The following is a 16,651-nucleotide window of genomic DNA, read 5'->3' as shown; positions in this document are numbered from 1 at the left end:
ATAAATTCTTACAATTTTCAAATGTTTTTATTTCGATAGCACAATTTGGCTTCGAAATAACAAGCGAATATAGAATTAGTTTTTTAATTTCGTTCTGTTAAATAAATTATTTCCCTTGAATAGAACTTACCTAAAGTTAACCTTAGATCTTGATTTTACGTTGATTGCGATTACAGCGCCATTGAAAGACTATGTTTTGTGCCACAAAATTAATACCCGATTAAACACGCAGTTTGAGAAAATTGAAGATCACGAAATATTTTTTAATGTAGATGAACCGGCCTGGTCGTTCTCAAAATACTATTTTTTTGTAGAACAGGGCGAGGTAGAATATTATTTAATCAGCAATAGAAGCAGCGATGGTTTACTGGTTCCTGAAATGGGCAACGTCGATTTCTTCATCATAATAAGAGAATTTATCGATCAGGAAGATTTAAATTATCTGATAAACGGATTGAACAAACTTCCTGATATTCAGGTAGCTGCAAAAATAGATCCGGTAAAGTTAAAGAGCAAGGAGAATTTGGTAATATAAAAAATATATACTTCGTGTAGTAAATACACTATATTTGACGGTTATAAAACAACGAACGAAAAAACAAAATATATAAATTTTAATGCAGTTTGATTATTTTAGAGAATAATTAGCGCTCCCTACTGCATTGCTAAAATCAATTAATTAAATGAAACCTTTTCATTCAAGAACTAAAATTGTTGCCACACTCGGACCTGCATCAGCAAAGCCAGAAGTATTATATAGTATGTTTAATGCTGGTTTAGATGTTTGTCGTTTAAACTTTTCTCATGGCTCACAAGCTGATCATCAAGCAGTTTTAGATACTATTAAAGATCTAAACAAGAAATACGATTACAACGTTGGAATCCTTGCCGATTTACAGGGACCAAAAATCCGTATCGGCCTGGTTAAAGAGGGCGGCATTAACTTAATTAACGGTAAAACAACTGTAATTACCACCAATGAGTGTGTGGGCAATGAGGAGCGCATTTATATCACTTACCAAAACTTTCCTCAGGATGTGCAAGCCGGAGAAATTATCCTTTTGGATGATGGAAAGTTGCAAATGAAGGTTTTATCTACCAACTTAAAGGATGAGGTAGTTTGCGAAATCGTACACGGTGGGATCTTAACCTCGCGTAAAGGCGTAAACCTGCCCAACACGAAAGTTTCAATTCCGTCATTGACGCCAGAGGACAGGGAAAACCTTGAGTTTGTTCTTCAAAATGATGTAGAATGGATTGGTTTATCCTTCGTTCGTAAGGCCGAAGATATTATTGAACTTAAGAAAATAATTGCCGAGCGTGGCAAAACGGCTCGTGTAATTGCCAAAATAGAAAAGCCGGAGGCCATTGCCAATATCGATGAAATTATTGCTGCTACCGATGGTATTATGGTTGCACGTGGAGATTTAGGTGTTGAATGCCCAATGGAAGAAGTGCCATTATTACAGAAAATGATTGTTGCCAAATGTAGAGCCGCTTCTAAACCTGTAATTGTTGCCACACAGATGTTGGAGAGTATGATTACTACCCCACGTCCTACGCGTGCTGAGGTTAACGATGTGGCCAACTCTGTTTTAGATGGTGCAGATGCGGTAATGTTAAGTGGCGAAACTTCTGTTGGAGAATTCCCGCTAATCGTTATCGAAACGATGCAGAAAATTATTCAAAACATCGAGCAAAACAACTACCCTTTTAATCCAGATAAGTTCTTGAAACCAAAATCGCCATCTTTTTTAAGTGATGCGATTTGCGATTCGGCCTGTTTCTTAGCTAAACAAACCAACGCAGTAGGAATTGTTTCTATGACTTTAAGTGGTTATACCGCTTTCGAAATCTCGAGCCACAGACCTGAGGCTTTAACATTTATCTTTACAAGTAACCGGGCATTACTAAATGCAGTAAGTTTATTGTGGGGCGTTAGAGGCTTTTACTACGACAGATGGGAAAGCACTGATAATACCATGATTGAGGTGAACGAAATACTGAAAAGCAAGAAGTTGGTTAAGCAAGGCGATATTGTAATTAATACGGCTGCTATCCCGATGGAAGCTAAAGGTAAAACCAACATGCTAAAAATTACGGTGATCGATTAATTTTCATTCAAAATATTTTTGATGCCCGGGGGGTTTCCTCCGGGTATTTTTTTTGCGCTAAAAAGTTTAACAACCAGCGCAACTCCCTTTAAGTTCTTTTTGCTAATCTTTTCTCTTTCCTGAGTAAACCAGGCATTAAGTTGCCACGCCCGCCCAATGCCGTATAGTTAAGGATTAAATAAAAAATATTGTCATCCTGAGCGCCAACAATAAACAGTCGTCATCCTCAGAGATTAGTTTAAAAAACAAAGGAGTTGGGATGACAGCTTTTTTACGCTGTCATCCTGAGTGCAACGAAGGATCCCCAAGCGATGAAACGCAGAACGCCAAATCCCCACTGCCAAAAGAAGGCAAGTGAAGGGGACAAGGATGGTGAGATGTAGGTTGCGGATTCTTCCTTCGTCAGAATGACAAACCGGCGCTGTCATTGGTAGCTTGGCTGGGGAGCTTAACACAAGGGTAATACATTTGCATTAAGATCCCGCCTCCCCGCCCGTTCAGGCGGGCGGGGTTTCTATGTTTCCGTAGCTGATCTATTTTTGTTCAGTAGTTACGTTTAAAAGCGACTTACTGGTATAACAACCATAGGTTTTTAAATTTGAAGAATTTTAAGTATATTTCAACAATCAAATTTCGAAACTATGGATGAGCTTATGAACATCTCGGTACTTTGGTTCGTTGTAGGCTTTTCGTTTTTTCTCCTCGAATTTTTAGTCCCCGGCTTTATTTTATTCTTTTTTGGTATTGCAGCCTGGCTTGTTGCACTTATTACGCTGTTTTTTGATATTGCCATAGATACCCAATTAATCATTTTTTTGGTGAGTGCACTCGTTACTGTTGTGCTCTTCAGGAAATGGGTTAAAGAAAAGCTCGGCATGCATAAAGCAAGCCAGAAGGTACTTGAAGATGAGTATATTGGCAAAATAGCACTTGCCGAAACCGAAATTACCCCCGAAAAAAACGGTAAAGTAGAATTTAAGGGCGCCAGTTGGGATGCTAAATCAGACGAGTACATCACTTTAGGCCAACAAGTTGAAATTATAGAAACCAAAAGCATTTTATTAATTGTAAAACCCATAAAAGTATGACAGCCTCAACCATTATTTTAATCGTTCTTATCATTTTTATTCTCATTGCGTTTCTATCAACCTTCAAAGTTGTTCCGCAGCGGTCGGTGTTTATTATTGAGCGCTTAGGTAAATATAGTCGCACATTAGATGCAGGTTTCCACATTCTGATCCCGTTTATCGACAAAATTGCCTACAAACAAAACCTTAAGGAACAGGCCATTGATGTGGCTTCGCAAATTTGTATTACCAAAGATAACATTGCAGTTGAAGTGGATGGGGTTTTATACCTGCAGGTGATGGACCCGCAAAAAGCTTCGTATGGCATTGACAATTACCGTTTTGCCGTTATTCAGATCTCTCAAACCACCATGCGAAGTGTAATCGGTAAAATGGAGCTGGATAAAACTTTTGAAGAAAGAGAAACCGTAAACGCAACCATTGTAAGTGCGGTAGATAAAGCCAGCGAGCCATGGGGCATTAAAGTGTCTCGTTACGAAGTGAAAAATATTTCGCCACCACAAACCATCAGAGACGCCATGGAAAAACAAATGCGTGCCGAAAGGGAGAAAAGGGCAGTAATTGCCGAATCGGAAGGTGATAAACAGGCGAAAATTAACCGTGCCGAAGGCGACAAACAGGAAATGATTGCCCGATCGGAAGGTGAAAAGCAACGTAAAATAAACGAGGCAAGTGGTACGGCATCAGAAATTGAAATGGTGGCCATTGCAACGGCAAAAGGGATTACCGAAATTGCGCAATCTATTAATGCCGAAGGCGGAATGAATGCCGTTAACCTCCGTGTTGCCGAACAATACCTAAACGAATTCGGCAAACTGGCAAAAACCAATAATACGATGATTGTACCAGCCGATTTATCTGATATTGCCGGAGTGATTTCGAGCATCACCTCGGTGTTGAGTAAAACAAATACTTTGCCTAACCCGATAATTCCGGCGAAAAAATAAGCACTCTTTTTTATCAATAAAAAATATATTTTTGCACAGCATTGTTAGGAGAGGTGTCAGAGTGGTCGATCGAGCACGCTTGGAAAGCGTGTGTACTGCAAGGTACCGCGGGTTCGAATCCCGCTCTCTCCGCCAAAGAACTAAAGCCCCGTCCAAAAACGGGGTTTTGTTGTTTCTGGGAATTTGCGAAGCTAAGCTTCAGCAGAGCTGAGGAACAACAAAAAAATGAGCGCAACGAGGCTTTAGTTCTTTGAAGCCTCCCCCGCCAAGGGATCAACGAAGTTAATCCCGCTCTCTCCGCCATAGAACTAAAGCCCCGTCCAAAAACGGGGTTTTGTTGTTTCTGGGAATTTGCGAAGCTAAGCTTCAGCAGAGCTGAGGAACAACAAAAAAATGAGCGCAACGAGGCTTTAGTTCTTTGAAGCCTCCCCCGCCAAGGGATCAACGAAGTTAATCCCGCTCTCTCCGCCAAAGACAATCGTCATTTCGACCGAAGCGCTCCGTAGGAGCTCCTTTGGAGGAGAAATCTTTGAACCATTTTTTAATGAAAATTCGAAGATTTCTCCGTTCCGCGACCGATGAAAATCGGTATAGGGGTGCTACAGTCGAAAGGACGATCAGCTGAGGATGACAGAGATATGAACAATCGTCATTGCGAGGCACAGCCTGTCCCAACTTCTTTAGGAAGCAATTTCACTTCGTAAAATCAGATTGCTTCGGCTCACACAGGCCTGGCCTCGCAATGACGACTAAACAAACGATGTTTCCAAGATATGGCCACACGATAGGATTTCTCGAAAGCAAGTTACATCTCTCGTCCTTGCTCACGACGCTTTGGCAGTGGGTTGTTGGCGTTTTGCATTTCATCGCTTGCGGATCCTTCGTTGCACTCAGAATGACACCGTCAAACCTGTCATCCCAATACCTGTGTTTTTCTAAACTGACTTTAAGGATTACTTAAAATGTCAACATGGGCAAGCTAACAACTCCAATGTTCCTTACAAAACTTCAAGCGCCATTTCAAATCGCTATTATAAATCTTTTTCTTATATTGAGAAGCATTTAGCCCAATGTCATTTAGTTAAGTTCCACGGGTGTCATCCGATAGCTATCGGATCTGAGCGGAGTCGAAGACCTTTTCTGTAGGAAAAAACAAATAAACATCGCCCTTCGACTAAGCCTGTATTGAGCGTAGTCGAAATGCTCAGTGTGACAATGTTTTTTGTTTCTTCCTTAACTAAATGACATTGATGGTCAGCCAGCCAGCTTTTCTTAATTTTACTCGTCAAATGAAAAAACACTTCTTTATACTTCTTTTTCTATTTCCATTACGCTGTTGTCAAGCTCAAGAAAAACCGAACATCATTTTATTTTTGGTAGATGATATGGGCTGGATGGACACTTCGCAGCCGTTTGGAAATCAAATAATGCCGCTGAACAAAAAATTCCATACGCCGAATATGGAGCGAATGGCCAAAGAAGGAATGCTATTTAGCAATGCCTACAACAATTCTGTCTGTACACCAACGCGAACCAGTTTGATTACCGGTCAAAGCGCCGTACGAACCCATATCACCAACTGGACTTCTATCACAGCGAATCAGATTACTGATTTTCCAGACAGTTTGTTAGCTCCACCGGCCTGGAATATGAATGGCCTAAGTGTAACCGATCATCAAAACTCTTTTACCGTTAAGCAAACGTTACCCCAGCTGTTGAAAGACGCGGGATATTTTACAGTGCATGTTGGCAAGGCCCATTGGGGATCGTTAGGTACAACAGGAAGCGACCCGCAAGCGCTTGGCTTTGTAGTCAATATCTCCGGTTCGTCGCTGGGCCATCCACAGAGTTACCTTGGCGAAGAAAACTATGGCAATATGCCTGGCAAAACGAGCTTTAACGCCGTGCCCGATTTGCAGCAATTTTATGGTAGCGATACTTTCTTAACTGAGGCTTTAACTTTGAAGGCCAAATCCGCTTTAGATTATCCCATCAAAAACAAGCAACCGTTTTTCTTATATCTGGGCCATTATGCAGTGCATTTGCCCATTCAGGCTGACAAAAGGTTTGTAAACAACTATTTAGAGGCTGGCCTTGATAAAACAGAGGCCGCTTACGCCTCGCTAATTGAAGGGATGGACAAAAGTTTGGGCGACGTTTTGGATTATGTAAAAGCCAGGGGAATAGAAAAAAATACCGTAATTATTTTTATGTCAGATAATGGCGGCCTTGCCAATACTGGCCGTGGCGGGCAGCGCAACACCCAAAATTTACCGTTAAGAGCTGGTAAGGGGTCGGTTTATGAGGGCGGAATCCGTATCCCCTTTATCGTTAAGTGGCCTACGACTGCCAAAGCCGGAAGCAAGACAAACCAGTACGTTATGCCCGAAGATTTTATGCCGACGATATTAGAAATCGCGAAAATAAAAAACCATGATGAGTTAGACGGTAAAAGCTATTTGCCCCTGATAAAAAACGCTTCGTTAAAAACCGACGCACGGCCCATCCTTTTCCATTATCCAAACCGTTGGACACGAAATGAAGACGAAGGCTACGCGTGGTCGAGCGCAATGCGATTGGGCAATTGGAAGTTGGTTTATTTAATGAAACAGCAGAAACTTGAGCTTTATAATTTAAAGGATGATATCGGCGAGCAACACGACTTGTCAATTTCAAATGGGGCAAAGGTTGTTGAACTGGCCAAAATCTGGACTGCCGAGCTTAAAAAACGTGGTGCCCAATTGCCAACATGGCGGGCAAATGGCAAAACTGTTGCCTGGCCAGACGAAATTGTAAAGTGAAGCAACAGATGCTTGCTAAACCTTGGAATAGATTAGTAAATAGCAATAAAATATCAACAGGTTATAGATAACCTGTTGATGAATGGAACAAAAAATAGGGATGGATAAGCAGATAATTGGAAAAACCTTTTTTACTGGTGAATGGCGTAACTGGCTTTTTTGCAGCACAGTTATTTTAGCGGGAAAACGCTGTTTATAATCAGCGTTTTGGCTAATCTACCAGGCAAAGAGTCAATTATTTCTTATCGTTACAAACTAATATACTAAAAATAGCTTAAATAATCAAAAAAAGCGGCTATAATAGTAATCTGAGCAGCAAATTAAGATGCATTAATATTTTTTCAACGCTATTTGTATCACTTTTAATACCCGTCAATTTATGAAACTGTACTATTTTTACAATCGAGATTAACTAAGAAATTATGAATAAATATTGGCTGAGCATAGCGGCTTGTTCTTTGGCGCTTACAGCAAGTGCTCAACAAAAGCAGGCATTAACGGCTCAAGATTACGAGCGTGCCGAACGCTTTATGAGTTACAATACCGAGCCACTTATCGATGGCGGTACGGTGAGACCGAAATGGCTTGAAAACGATAAATTCTGGTACACGGTAAAAACCCCGAGCGGTGAGCAAACCTATCTGGTCGATCCTGCAGCAAAAAGCAAAAAGTTAACCACTGCGTACAAAAACAGCAACAACACGCCGGGCAGCATGCGTGGCAACAGTAGAAATGAGGTTCTATCGCCCGATGGTAAAAAATCGATCTTAATAAAAGATTACAACCTTTATGTTAAAGATATTGCAAACGGCCAGCTAACGCAGCTTACCACAGATGGCATAAAAGATTATGGCTACGCCACCGACAATGCGGGATGGAAACACAGCGATGCACCGATCCTCCGTTGGTCGCCCGACTCAAAAAAGATAGCTACCTTTCAGCAAGATCAGCGCAACTCGAAAGATATGTATTTGGTAAGTACCAACGTAGGCTCGCCAACGCTGAGTACGTGGAAATATCCGCTTCCCGACGATAAGGAAATTCCTACGATCAGAAGAGTGGTGATTGATGTGGTAAACCCCAAGGTGATTTCGCTTGATGTAGCTCCCGATCCGCACCGGGCAACCTTGAGTGATGATATTTCGAGCAGCGGAACGTTTGATGATATTGACTGGAAGGCAGACGGAACTGAACTGGCTTTTGTTTCAACTTCGAGAGACCATAAAATTGAAAAATTCAGAATTGCAAACGCATTAACCGGTGCAGTTCGGGAAGTTTTCGAAGAAAAGGTAAAAACCCAGTACGAATCGGGCCAGGGGGCGATAAACTGGAGCTATTTACCTGCATCAAAAGAAATTATCTGGTACTCGGAAAGAGATAACTGGGGACATCTTTATTTATATGACTCGACTACGGGAAAGCTCAAAAACCAAATTACCAAGGGCGATTTTGTAGTTGCAAGGGTGCTAAAAGTGGATGAGAAAACACGCACCATCTATTTTGTTGGCAATGGCCGCGAGGCAGGAAACCCTTATTTTACGCATTTGTATAAGATCGGTTTCGATGGCAAAAACCTCGTTTCGTTAACACCAGAAGAGGGCAACCACATCAGTACCTTTTCTCCATCAGGAAAATACATTTTAGATACTTACTCTCAACCAAATGTACCATCGGTTACGGTTTTGAGAGACTTGAACGGAAAGCTGCTGCTATCATTAGAAAAAACCGACGTGAGCAGGCTAGCTGCAACGGGCTGGAAAGCGCCAACTCCGGTTTCGGTGAAGGCACACGATGGCAAAACTGACATTTACGGTTTGGTTTTTACGCCAACGAAAATGGAATCGGGTAAAAAATACCCGGTGATCGATTACATTTATCCGGGCCCTCAAGGCGGAAGCGTTGGTAACTGGTCGTTTGCTGCTTCGCGTGGCGATAACCAGGCCTTGGCCGAATTGGGCTTTATTGTTGTGGTAATTGAAGGCACCAGCAACCCTGATCGCTCTAAAAGCTTTCACGATATGAGCTATGGCAACATGGCGGAAAATACTTTGCCTGATCAGATTACTGCGATTAAACAACTTTCAGAAAAGTTTCCGATTGACACTACAAGAGTTGGTATCTGGGGTCATTCGGGCGGCGGATTTGCTACCGCGGCTGCCATGTTCCGTTATCCCGATTTCTTTAAGGTAGGCATTGCTGAGTCAGGGAATCACGATAACAGAAATTATGAAGACGATTGGGGCGAACGCTACAATGGTTTTGTGGAGAACTCAGATTATGAAGCGCAGGCCAATCAAAACTACGCTAAAAACCTAAAGGGAAAACTGATGCTCGTACATGGAATGATGGACGATAACGTGCCTCCTTACAATACTTTATTGGTAGTAGAAGCGCTGGAAAAAGCAAATAAATCGTTCGATTTAGTGATATTTCCGAATAGTGCGCATGGTTACGGAGCGTATTCGCCGTATATGATGAGAAGAAGATGGGATTACTTTGTACAAAATTTATTAGGTGCAGAACCACCAAAAGATTACCTGATTAAAGGACCAACAAGATAATAGGAAAGGATAGCCCAAAAAAGCTATCCTTTTTTTATGCGCATTAAAACAGTGAACAGGTTAACATTTGTTAAACTTTTACGGTTCAGCGTTTTAATTGGTACTTTAGAAAAAACCAGTTATCTATGAAAACGCTGTTATTGTTTGCATTAATTGCTCTATCGTGTAACGTATGCGCCCAACAAATTAATGGGCAAGTATTTGATATGTCGACAAAGTTGCCTTTAGCGCATGTTGTGATAAGTTATGGTTTGCGAAATACTTTCACTGCGGCAGATGGGACATTTAAACTCGGCGTAGTAGGTACATTGGGATCTGTAAAAATCCATAAACTCGGCTATCAAGATGATGAATTGAGCCTGTTAACCATCTTCCCGAACGTAAAAATCTATCTTAGGCCAACTTCTATCACATTAGATGATATTACTATTGTATCTAAAAGAGATTATCTGGCCGATTCGTTAAAAATGCGAAAAGAGTATGCTAACATTTTCGACTATAAGGCGCCAACGATAAAAGATGTTTTAGTAAAAAAAGGACTTAGGCGTAAGCAACCAGGTTCAAATTTGGTATCAAACTCTACTTCTTCCATCATCAGTTTTGATGTTTTAAAAACAATTGGCTTACTCACAAAGGATAAATCATCCATTTCAAAACTGCAGAAAGTACAATTGAAAGATGAGGAGAGCAATTACATCAATCGCCGCTTTAACGCCAAAAAAATTGTCGATATTACAGGTCTTGCAAATGATTCACTACAAATTTTTGTCGATAGATATCTCCCAACTGCAGTAGAGGTAAAGAAGATGAGCGATTATCAGCTATTGATGTATATAAAAAGAAGTTATGCAGAATTCGTTAAACCAAACAAACGTTAACTTCAACAGTTATTAGTTAAATTGAATTTTATGGAAGAACCAAGGGGTAAAAACAAGGTAATTATAACTGGAAGTACGGGCATGGTTGGAGAAGGTGTTCTAATTCAGTGCCTTAAAAGCGCTGAAATTGATTCCGTTTTGGTAATCAATCGCAAAACCTGCGGTTATGCCCATCCCAAGCTAAAGGAAATAATCCATAAAGATTTCTTCGATTTTTCGTCTATTGAGCAACACCTTTCCAGTTATAATGCATGCTTTTTCTGCCTGGGCATCAGCTCGGTTGGGGTTGCCGACGATGTGTACTTTAAAATGACTTACACGCTTACAATGCATGTTGCCCAAACGTTAAGTAAACTAAATAACGCGATGACGTTTTGTTACGTTTCTGGCAGCGGAACGAATAAAAACGGACGCTTAAAATGGCAAAAAGTAAAGGGCGATACGGAAACCGACTTATATCAATTGCCTTTTGAGCAGGTATTTAATTTTAGGCCTGGTTTTATTAAACCCATTCCGGGGCAGAAGTTTGCTCACAAGTTTTATAAATACATCAATTGGATGTTCCCACTGGGAAGGAAATTTTTCCCGAACGGGTTTTGCACAATGGAAGAACTCGGCGATGCGATGATTAATACACTGAAGCATCATAACGAGCGAAAAATATTGGAGGGGAAAGATATTATAGCGCTGGCCCGCCAGGGCACCTAAGCGAAATTTGCCAAGCCCACTAAGCGCATAACACCTGGTGGGCTCAGCATTAAAAATCGCTATTTTTTGTTGTCAACCTTACGTTGATTGTCTTTGTTTGAGGTTTGATCAGAACGTTGGCCGCCACCATTCGTAATTCCCTGCATTTTCTTATCGGTCTTTACATCGTGGTTCGCCCTGTCTGCAATAGAATTGCCCTGAACCGTTGGGTTGTTTTTTGGAATGCTCGTGTTTTTCATAACTGTAGATTTTAGTAAACATTGCGGAGCGCTATATAATTAACCGCTCACTTTCGATTATGTTTTAATTTTTGGCAGATCACGTTGTTTGCAGAGCGAGAACCCAAAAGACGGCGTGTCCCCCACTTTTTTTAATCTATATTACCCACATTTTTCACCGCCACTTATGCCTATTTACAACCTATTGTATTAAATTCTTTACTTGGATTAGTTTTTGTTTAATTCGTGTTTCGATTGTTAACTTCGCGCAATCGGATACAACATTACAACGTGAAAAAGAGATTCATATTATTTGCGTTTTGCGCTGTTGCATTTTCTGCAGGCGCACAACAGAAAACCTATTTAGAAATGCTAGCCAATCAACCGAAATGGGTTGATTCGGTATTCAGAAAATTAAACCGACGAGAGCGTATTGCGCAGATGTTCTTTGTTAGGGCGCATACCAACCTGGGCCAAAAATACATTGACTCGGTTGGGCAGGTAATTAAGAAGGAGCAACTAGGTGGCGTTATCTTTTTTCAGGGTGGCCCGGTGCGACAGGCAATTGCTACCAATGCGTACCAAAAGTTGAGCCGAGTACCCTTAATTGTGGCCAACGATGGCGAATGGGGCCTTGGCATGCGCCTGGATAGCACCATTTCGTATCCTTATCAAATGACATTGGGTGCAATTCAAAATAAGGATTTACTTTATAGAATGGGGCTCGAAGTGGCCAAAGATTATAAGCGTTTGGGCATGCAAATGAATTTAGCACCTGATGCAGACATTAACAATAATCCTAAAAATCCGGTAATCAATTATCGATCGTTTGGCGAAAACAAATTTAACGTGGCCAGCAAAACTGGTGCTTACATGAAAGGGATGCAAGAGGGCGGCTTGCTTACCACATTGAAGCACTTTCCGGGCCACGGCGATACTGATGTAGATTCTCATTACGATTTACCGCAGCTTACTTTTAGCGCCGCACGCTTAGATAGCCTTGAAATGTACCCCTTTAAGCAGCTGATAAAAGAAGGTGCATCGGGAATTATGATTGCCCACATGAACATTCCATCGCTCGATACTACAAAAAACTTACCCTCTACCCTATCAAAACCTATCGTAACAGGCATTTTAAAGGAAAAACTCGGCTTTAAAGGTCTGATTATTTCTGATGCGATGGACATGAAGGGCGTGGTAAAATATTTTAAGGAAGGCGAGGCAGATTTGAGGGGCATTATTGCCGGAAACGACATCTTGGAGCTTTCGGAGAACAGCGAGAGGGCAAACAAATTAATCAGAAAGGCGATTCGTCAAGGTCGTGTAGATATAAATACCATTAACGAAAGTGTTAAAAAAATTCTGACTGCCAAATATTGGGCTGGTTTTGCAAATAGAGATACAATTGCCATTCCGGGCCTAAGTGCGGGCATTAACCGCAATACGAGCAATGCGCTCGTACAGCAATTGGCCAATGCCTCGGTTACGCTGTTAAGAGGCAAAGAATATATCAAAAATCTAATTCCGATCAGAAGAACCGCAATTATCAGCATTGGCGTTCCGGGGGTTACCCGCTTTCAGAAAGAAATTTCGAAAGGCTATTATAATTCTGTTTATTATGTGTTGGATAAAGATGCGTCGAGCACACAAATCTCTAACATTGCCAGGGAAGTGGCTGCTTTTGATCAAATAATTGTTGGTATTCACGATAGCCGATCGCGGCCTGCAAATAACATCCCGTTAAATGCTGGTGTCAAAAATTTTATTAAAGATTTATCAGCAAAAAATGCGGTGTTCGCGTTATTTGCCAACCCTTATAACCTCGCGGGTTTGCCAGGCCTCGAAAAGAGCAAAGGCTTAGTTATTGGTTATCAAAAAGAAGATTACATGCAGGTTTCGGCCGCAGCAGTAATCAACAACCGATTAATCCCATCGGGGAAATTACCGGTGAGTATTTTGCCAAATTATAAATTCGGCGACGGGTTATAATCCGCAACTTTCGCCTGCAAAGGCTTGACAACTTGATGATCTTAAATAAAATGCCGGATAACTTTATCTGGCATTTTTTGTTTGTATTTGAGTTTAACTACCAATCTTTCTGCTTCAAAAAACTTAAAACAATTTCTGCCTTAAAATCATTATCTATTAAAAACCCAAAAGTTATGATAGATCCACAAGACGAAGATTATTCGAACGACCCAAATGATGCTTTACGCAGAGAGGACGATACCGAAAACATAAATGAACTGGATGGCGATGATACCAATATCGAGCACGATAAGGATTTACTGGAGCAGGCTGACGAAGCTTCGAGAGCATCGTACGAACTGAATTTAGATGATGTTGATCGTAACGACGAAGAAGATCTGAACGATTAAAAATGAAAGCCGCAGGCTTACAGACATAGGTCTGAAAACTGCGGCTTTTCTATAATTTTTGGCTGTTTACCTTAGCCCTCTGCTTTAGCGTTTCAGCTTTAGTCATTTAGCGTCCTAGCCTGCTGTCTTTTTTGGTTTGTAGTTTTCAGGATCAACGGCAGCAACTGTCCAGCCTTTCAAAAACGAAGTGATCTTTTTCACATCATGTCCAACTTTTTTTCTTCCATTGGCGCCAATTTCATCAGATTCAAGATACGATGAATTTTCGATGTGCAAAACCTTGCCTTTACCATCTAATACCACAAATACCGGATAGCCAAAACGGTTCGGAAAACCGAGGTATTTCATCGCTTCATCATTGTGATGATCCTTGTCCCAGTTTACCAAAATGTACTCGTAATTATCGTTAATGGTTTGTTTCAAGCTTGCGGTGGTATCAACCAAATTGTGGAACGCAATACACCACGTGCACCAGTTACCCCCCACCTGAACAAGCACGTGTTTGTTGGCTTTGGCTGCCTTTTCTGTTGCCGCTTTAATATCGGCCATGGCGTTGGCTTCGGGATTGTAAATATGCACACCAGCCGTTTTGGCCTGACCAAATGCTGCGCCCGAAATAAGAACAGCCGTTAATAAGACTAATAGATTTTTCATGATTTTTTCTAATAATAAAAGCAAAGTTAGCAAAGTCGACTAATTTTATAGATTACCATTAAATTCTTTACAGAGTAAATACATTTTGTAAAATCTTATCTTTGTATATCGATGGATTTTCTTGATATACATAGCCACAAAAGTGCCCAAAAACATGACGAAACGAGCATCCAAAGCTTATCGTTAACGAGCGATATTTTCCTGGCGATGCCCAAAACCAGGCCCATTTCGATAGGGCTGCATCCGTGGTACGCCATTTTGGAAAACTTAGAAATGCAACTGAAATATCTTTCTGTTTTGGCGAAGCAGCCGAACGTAAAACTGATCGGCGAATGTGGTTTAGATAAGTTGAAAGGCGAAAGTCTGGACAACCAGATTATTATTTTTGAAAAGCAAATTGCCATCGCGGAGCACTTACAAAAGCCAATCATTATTCATTGCGTAAAGGCTTTTGCCGAGCTGATTGAAATGAAGGAGCAATTAAAAGTCAAGGTTCCGATGATTATTCACGGCTTTAATAAAAGCGAAGAAATGGGCAAACAGTTACTGGGTAAAGGATTTTTGCTCTCCTTTGGAGCTAGTCTCTTAAAACCTAATTCTGGCGTTACAAATTTGATTCAGCAGATCGATGATTTCTTTTTGGAAACTGATGATTCGGAAGTTCCCATTAAAGAAGTTTACCTCGCCGCAGCCAATTTAAAAAAATGTGCTGTAGATGATCTCAAAGCTCGCATTTTTTGCCAATTGGAACCGCATTATCAATCCGGTTTTTGATGGTAAAAACAATTAAAAATAAGTCCGTTTTCGAATATCAATAAAAATATGTCAGATACAGCATGGCTTTCCCGTTCGGCCCTTTTGGTAGGCGATGAAGGCATAAATACGCTTCAATCCAAACACGTTTTGGTTATCGGCCTGGGCGGTGTGGGTTCTTTCGCTGCCGAGTTTATTTGCCGATCGGGCATTGGCGAAATGACGATCGTTGATGGCGATGTTGTTGATCCTACAAACCGCAACAGGCAGTTGCCTGCGTTAGCAACCAACCATGGTGTAAGTAAGGCGGCGATTATGGCCGAGCGATTACTCGCCATCAACCCCGAATTAAAGCTGCATGTGGTGAACAGTTTCCTTACTCCAGAGAAATGCCGCGAAATTCTCGAATCGGAATTTGATTATATTATGGATTGCATTGATAGTGTGATGCCAAAAATCACCCTGCTTTCTACCGCTTTAGAACGGAATATCCCAATTGTTAGTTCAATGGGCGCCGGGGGCAAAATGGACCCAACGAAATTGAGGGTAACGTTACTTCCAAACACCTACCAATGTGTGTTTGCCAGTTATGTACGCAAGCGGTTGAATAAACTGGCGAACGCCGATAAAATAAAGGCCGTATTTTCAAACGAAGAAATGGATAAGCGCTCGATGATTATGACAGATGGCAGCAATTTTAAACGATCGGCGTATGGAACGGTTTCTTACCTCCCGGCGGCCTTTGGCGGAGCCTGCGCATCGGTTGTAATCAGAGATTTATTGGGTTTGCCAATTGAAATGGCCGAGCGCCCCGCAAGAATCAGCCACAAGGTTTTAGCGAAGAAAAAGAAAACGAGATAGGTTTGTTCAACCAATTGTTAATATTATGATTTCTGAAAGGCTTTAAATTGTTGTAAATTAGGGTTTGTAAAAACCACCCCGCCTTGCGGGCACCCTTCAAGAGGGGAATTGCAAAGCGCAAAAACATCAATTGTCAATGAAAACAATTCTTAAGATACCTGCCAATAATTTAGGCGATTCATATTCCCCTCTCCCAGAGGGGTGCCCGCAGGGCGGGGTGTCAAACAAGAGCGAGTTAAACAAAAAACCAATTTTCATAAACGGAATAGAAATAGAACAACGTTTAATTTTAGAACTTCCATATAACAATAAGCTCAAAGAAAGAGCCCGGTTACTTCGCCAAGCAAGAAATTTGCCGGAAGTATTATTTTGGATGCAGGTAACCAAAGGCAATTTCCATAAAATAGATTTCGACAGGCAAAGAGTTATTGGCAATTATATCGTCGATTTCTATATAAAAGCGCTAGGCTTAATCATAGAAATTGATGGATCAAGTCACGACGGTAAAGAAGTATATGATAAAATAAGAGAAGATTATTTTATTTCTCTAGGCTTAAGGGTTTACAGAATTTCTGTTGATGATGTGATGAGAGCTATGAATTTTGCACTAATGGGCTTAGAAAATTATATAATTGAACATTATGGGGTTAAAACATAATTGAACACCCCGTCTGCTACGCATCCACCCCT

15 protein-coding genes and 1 tRNA gene are annotated in these 16,651 nt (G+C 41.1%); 14 read left to right on the top strand and 2 right to left on the bottom strand.

What is annotated here, in order from left to right; all coding sequences use genetic code 11:
- Window positions 1–115 precede the first annotated feature (115 nt).
- The 9 genes from IZT61_RS15305 (at window position 116) to IZT61_RS15265 (ending at window position 11,097) form a co-directional block, all read left to right on the top strand.
- Window positions 116–535, top strand: coding sequence for an IPExxxVDY family protein (locus tag IZT61_RS15305; RefSeq protein WP_196097924.1), 420 nt, complete (start codon window positions 116–118; stop codon window positions 533–535).
- A 148-nt stretch (window positions 536–683) separates the two neighbouring features.
- A complete protein-coding gene (gene pyk / locus IZT61_RS15300) occupies window positions 684–2,114 on the top strand; it encodes a pyruvate kinase (protein WP_196097923.1) in 1,431 nt (476 codons plus the stop codon).
- Between the two features lie 641 nt (window positions 2,115–2,755).
- The gene (locus IZT61_RS15295; protein WP_196097922.1) at window positions 2,756–3,202 is read left to right on the top strand and encodes an NfeD family protein; all 447 of its coding nucleotides are present in this window, start codon (window positions 2,756–2,758) and stop codon (window positions 3,200–3,202) included.
- Complete coding sequence (locus IZT61_RS15290; RefSeq protein ID WP_196097921.1) at window positions 3,199–4,149, top strand: SPFH domain-containing protein; 951 nt, start codon at window positions 3,199–3,201, stop codon at window positions 4,147–4,149. Before IZT61_RS15295 ends, IZT61_RS15290 begins: the two co-directional genes overlap by 4 nt.
- Window positions 4,150–4,196: 47 nt before the next feature.
- Window positions 4,197–4,284: transfer RNA gene (locus IZT61_RS15285), tRNA-Ser, on the top strand.
- 1,154 nt (window positions 4,285–5,438) lie between these two features.
- Entirely contained in the window at window positions 5,439–6,950 is a 1,512-nt protein-coding gene (locus IZT61_RS15280; RefSeq protein ID WP_196097920.1) for a sulfatase, read from the top strand.
- 422 nt (window positions 6,951–7,372) lie between these two features.
- Entirely contained in the window at window positions 7,373–9,511 is a 2,139-nt protein-coding gene (locus tag IZT61_RS15275) for a S9 family peptidase (RefSeq protein ID WP_196097919.1), read from the top strand.
- A 125-nt stretch (window positions 9,512–9,636) separates the two neighbouring features.
- On the top strand, window positions 9,637–10,389 hold the full coding sequence (locus IZT61_RS15270) for a hypothetical protein (RefSeq protein WP_196097918.1): 753 nt from the start codon (window positions 9,637–9,639) through the stop codon (window positions 10,387–10,389).
- Between the two features lie 30 nt (window positions 10,390–10,419).
- Window positions 10,420–11,097: an NAD-dependent epimerase/dehydratase family protein gene (locus IZT61_RS15265; protein ID WP_196097917.1), complete on the top strand. Its 678-nt coding sequence runs from the start codon at window positions 10,420–10,422 to the stop codon at window positions 11,095–11,097.
- A 59-nt stretch (window positions 11,098–11,156) separates the two neighbouring features.
- On the opposite strand, the gene IZT61_RS15260 is transcribed toward IZT61_RS15265, so the two are convergent.
- Window positions 11,157–11,336: a hypothetical protein gene (locus IZT61_RS15260; RefSeq protein ID WP_196097916.1), complete on the bottom strand. Its 180-nt coding sequence runs from the start codon at window positions 11,334–11,336 to the stop codon at window positions 11,157–11,159.
- A 270-nt stretch (window positions 11,337–11,606) separates the two neighbouring features.
- Here IZT61_RS15260 and IZT61_RS15255 point away from each other — a divergent pair, with 270 nt between their 5' ends.
- Together IZT61_RS15255 and IZT61_RS15250 are read left to right on the top strand one after the other, a co-directional pair.
- Window positions 11,607–13,304, top strand: coding sequence for a glycoside hydrolase family 3 protein (locus IZT61_RS15255; RefSeq protein WP_317193163.1), 1,698 nt, complete (start codon window positions 11,607–11,609; stop codon window positions 13,302–13,304).
- A gap of 173 nt (window positions 13,305–13,477) precedes the next feature.
- Entirely contained in the window at window positions 13,478–13,693 is a 216-nt protein-coding gene (locus tag IZT61_RS15250; RefSeq protein ID WP_196097915.1) for a hypothetical protein, read from the top strand.
- 114 nt (window positions 13,694–13,807) lie between these two features.
- Here the strand turns inward: IZT61_RS15250 and IZT61_RS15245 are convergent, their stop codons facing one another.
- Window positions 13,808–14,347, bottom strand: coding sequence for a thioredoxin family protein (locus tag IZT61_RS15245; RefSeq protein WP_196097914.1), 540 nt, complete (start codon window positions 14,345–14,347; stop codon window positions 13,808–13,810).
- A 111-nt stretch (window positions 14,348–14,458) separates the two neighbouring features.
- On the opposite strand from IZT61_RS15245, the gene IZT61_RS15240 reads away from it, so the two are divergent.
- The 3 genes from IZT61_RS15240 to IZT61_RS15230 all read left to right on the top strand — a co-directional run bounded on the left by IZT61_RS15240 (window position 14,459) and on the right by IZT61_RS15230 (window position 16,619).
- The gene (locus tag IZT61_RS15240; RefSeq protein WP_196097913.1) at window positions 14,459–15,121 is read left to right on the top strand and encodes a TatD family hydrolase; all 663 of its coding nucleotides are present in this window, start codon (window positions 14,459–14,461) and stop codon (window positions 15,119–15,121) included.
- A gap of 48 nt (window positions 15,122–15,169) precedes the next feature.
- Window positions 15,170–15,961 carry a tRNA threonylcarbamoyladenosine dehydratase gene (locus IZT61_RS15235; RefSeq protein ID WP_196097912.1) on the top strand — a complete coding sequence of 264 codons (792 nt, stop codon included), beginning with the start codon at window positions 15,170–15,172 and terminating at the stop codon, window positions 15,959–15,961.
- A gap of 136 nt (window positions 15,962–16,097) precedes the next feature.
- On the top strand, window positions 16,098–16,619 hold the full coding sequence (locus IZT61_RS15230; protein ID WP_196097911.1) for an endonuclease domain-containing protein: 522 nt from the start codon (window positions 16,098–16,100) through the stop codon (window positions 16,617–16,619).
- Window positions 16,620–16,651 lie beyond the last annotated feature (32 nt).

Origin of the sequence: Pedobacter endophyticus (genome assembly GCF_015679185.1) — a bacterium.
GTDB classification, from domain to species: Bacteria; Bacteroidota; Bacteroidia; order Sphingobacteriales; family Sphingobacteriaceae; genus Pedobacter; species Pedobacter endophyticus.
Note: the sequence above shows the minus strand (reverse complement) of the source record. Positions and strands in the feature narration are given on the sequence as shown.

Coding starts and splice junctions, on each gene's coding strand:
- pyk (WP_196097923.1), top strand. CDS start 684: ATGAAACCTTTTCATTCAAGAACTAAAATTGTTGCCACACTCGGACCT.
- IZT61_RS15295 (WP_196097922.1), top strand. CDS start 2,756: ATGGATGAGCTTATGAACATCTCGGTACTTTGGTTCGTTGTAGGCTTT.
- IZT61_RS15290 (WP_196097921.1), top strand. CDS start 3,199: ATGACAGCCTCAACCATTATTTTAATCGTTCTTATCATTTTTATTCTC.
- IZT61_RS15280 (WP_196097920.1), top strand. CDS start 5,439: ATGAAAAAACACTTCTTTATACTTCTTTTTCTATTTCCATTACGCTGT.
- IZT61_RS15275 (WP_196097919.1), top strand. CDS start 7,373: ATGAATAAATATTGGCTGAGCATAGCGGCTTGTTCTTTGGCGCTTACA.
- IZT61_RS15270 (WP_196097918.1), top strand. CDS start 9,637: ATGAAAACGCTGTTATTGTTTGCATTAATTGCTCTATCGTGTAACGTA.
- IZT61_RS15265 (WP_196097917.1), top strand. CDS start 10,420: ATGGAAGAACCAAGGGGTAAAAACAAGGTAATTATAACTGGAAGTACG.
- IZT61_RS15260 (WP_196097916.1), bottom strand. CDS start 11,336: ATGAAAAACACGAGCATTCCAAAAAACAACCCAACGGTTCAGGGCAAT.
- IZT61_RS15250 (WP_196097915.1), top strand. CDS start 13,478: ATGATAGATCCACAAGACGAAGATTATTCGAACGACCCAAATGATGCT.
- IZT61_RS15245 (WP_196097914.1), bottom strand. CDS start 14,347: ATGAAAAATCTATTAGTCTTATTAACGGCTGTTCTTATTTCGGGCGCA.
- IZT61_RS15240 (WP_196097913.1), top strand. CDS start 14,459: ATGGATTTTCTTGATATACATAGCCACAAAAGTGCCCAAAAACATGAC.
- IZT61_RS15235 (WP_196097912.1), top strand. CDS start 15,170: ATGTCAGATACAGCATGGCTTTCCCGTTCGGCCCTTTTGGTAGGCGAT.
- IZT61_RS15230 (WP_196097911.1), top strand. CDS start 16,098: ATGAAAACAATTCTTAAGATACCTGCCAATAATTTAGGCGATTCATAT.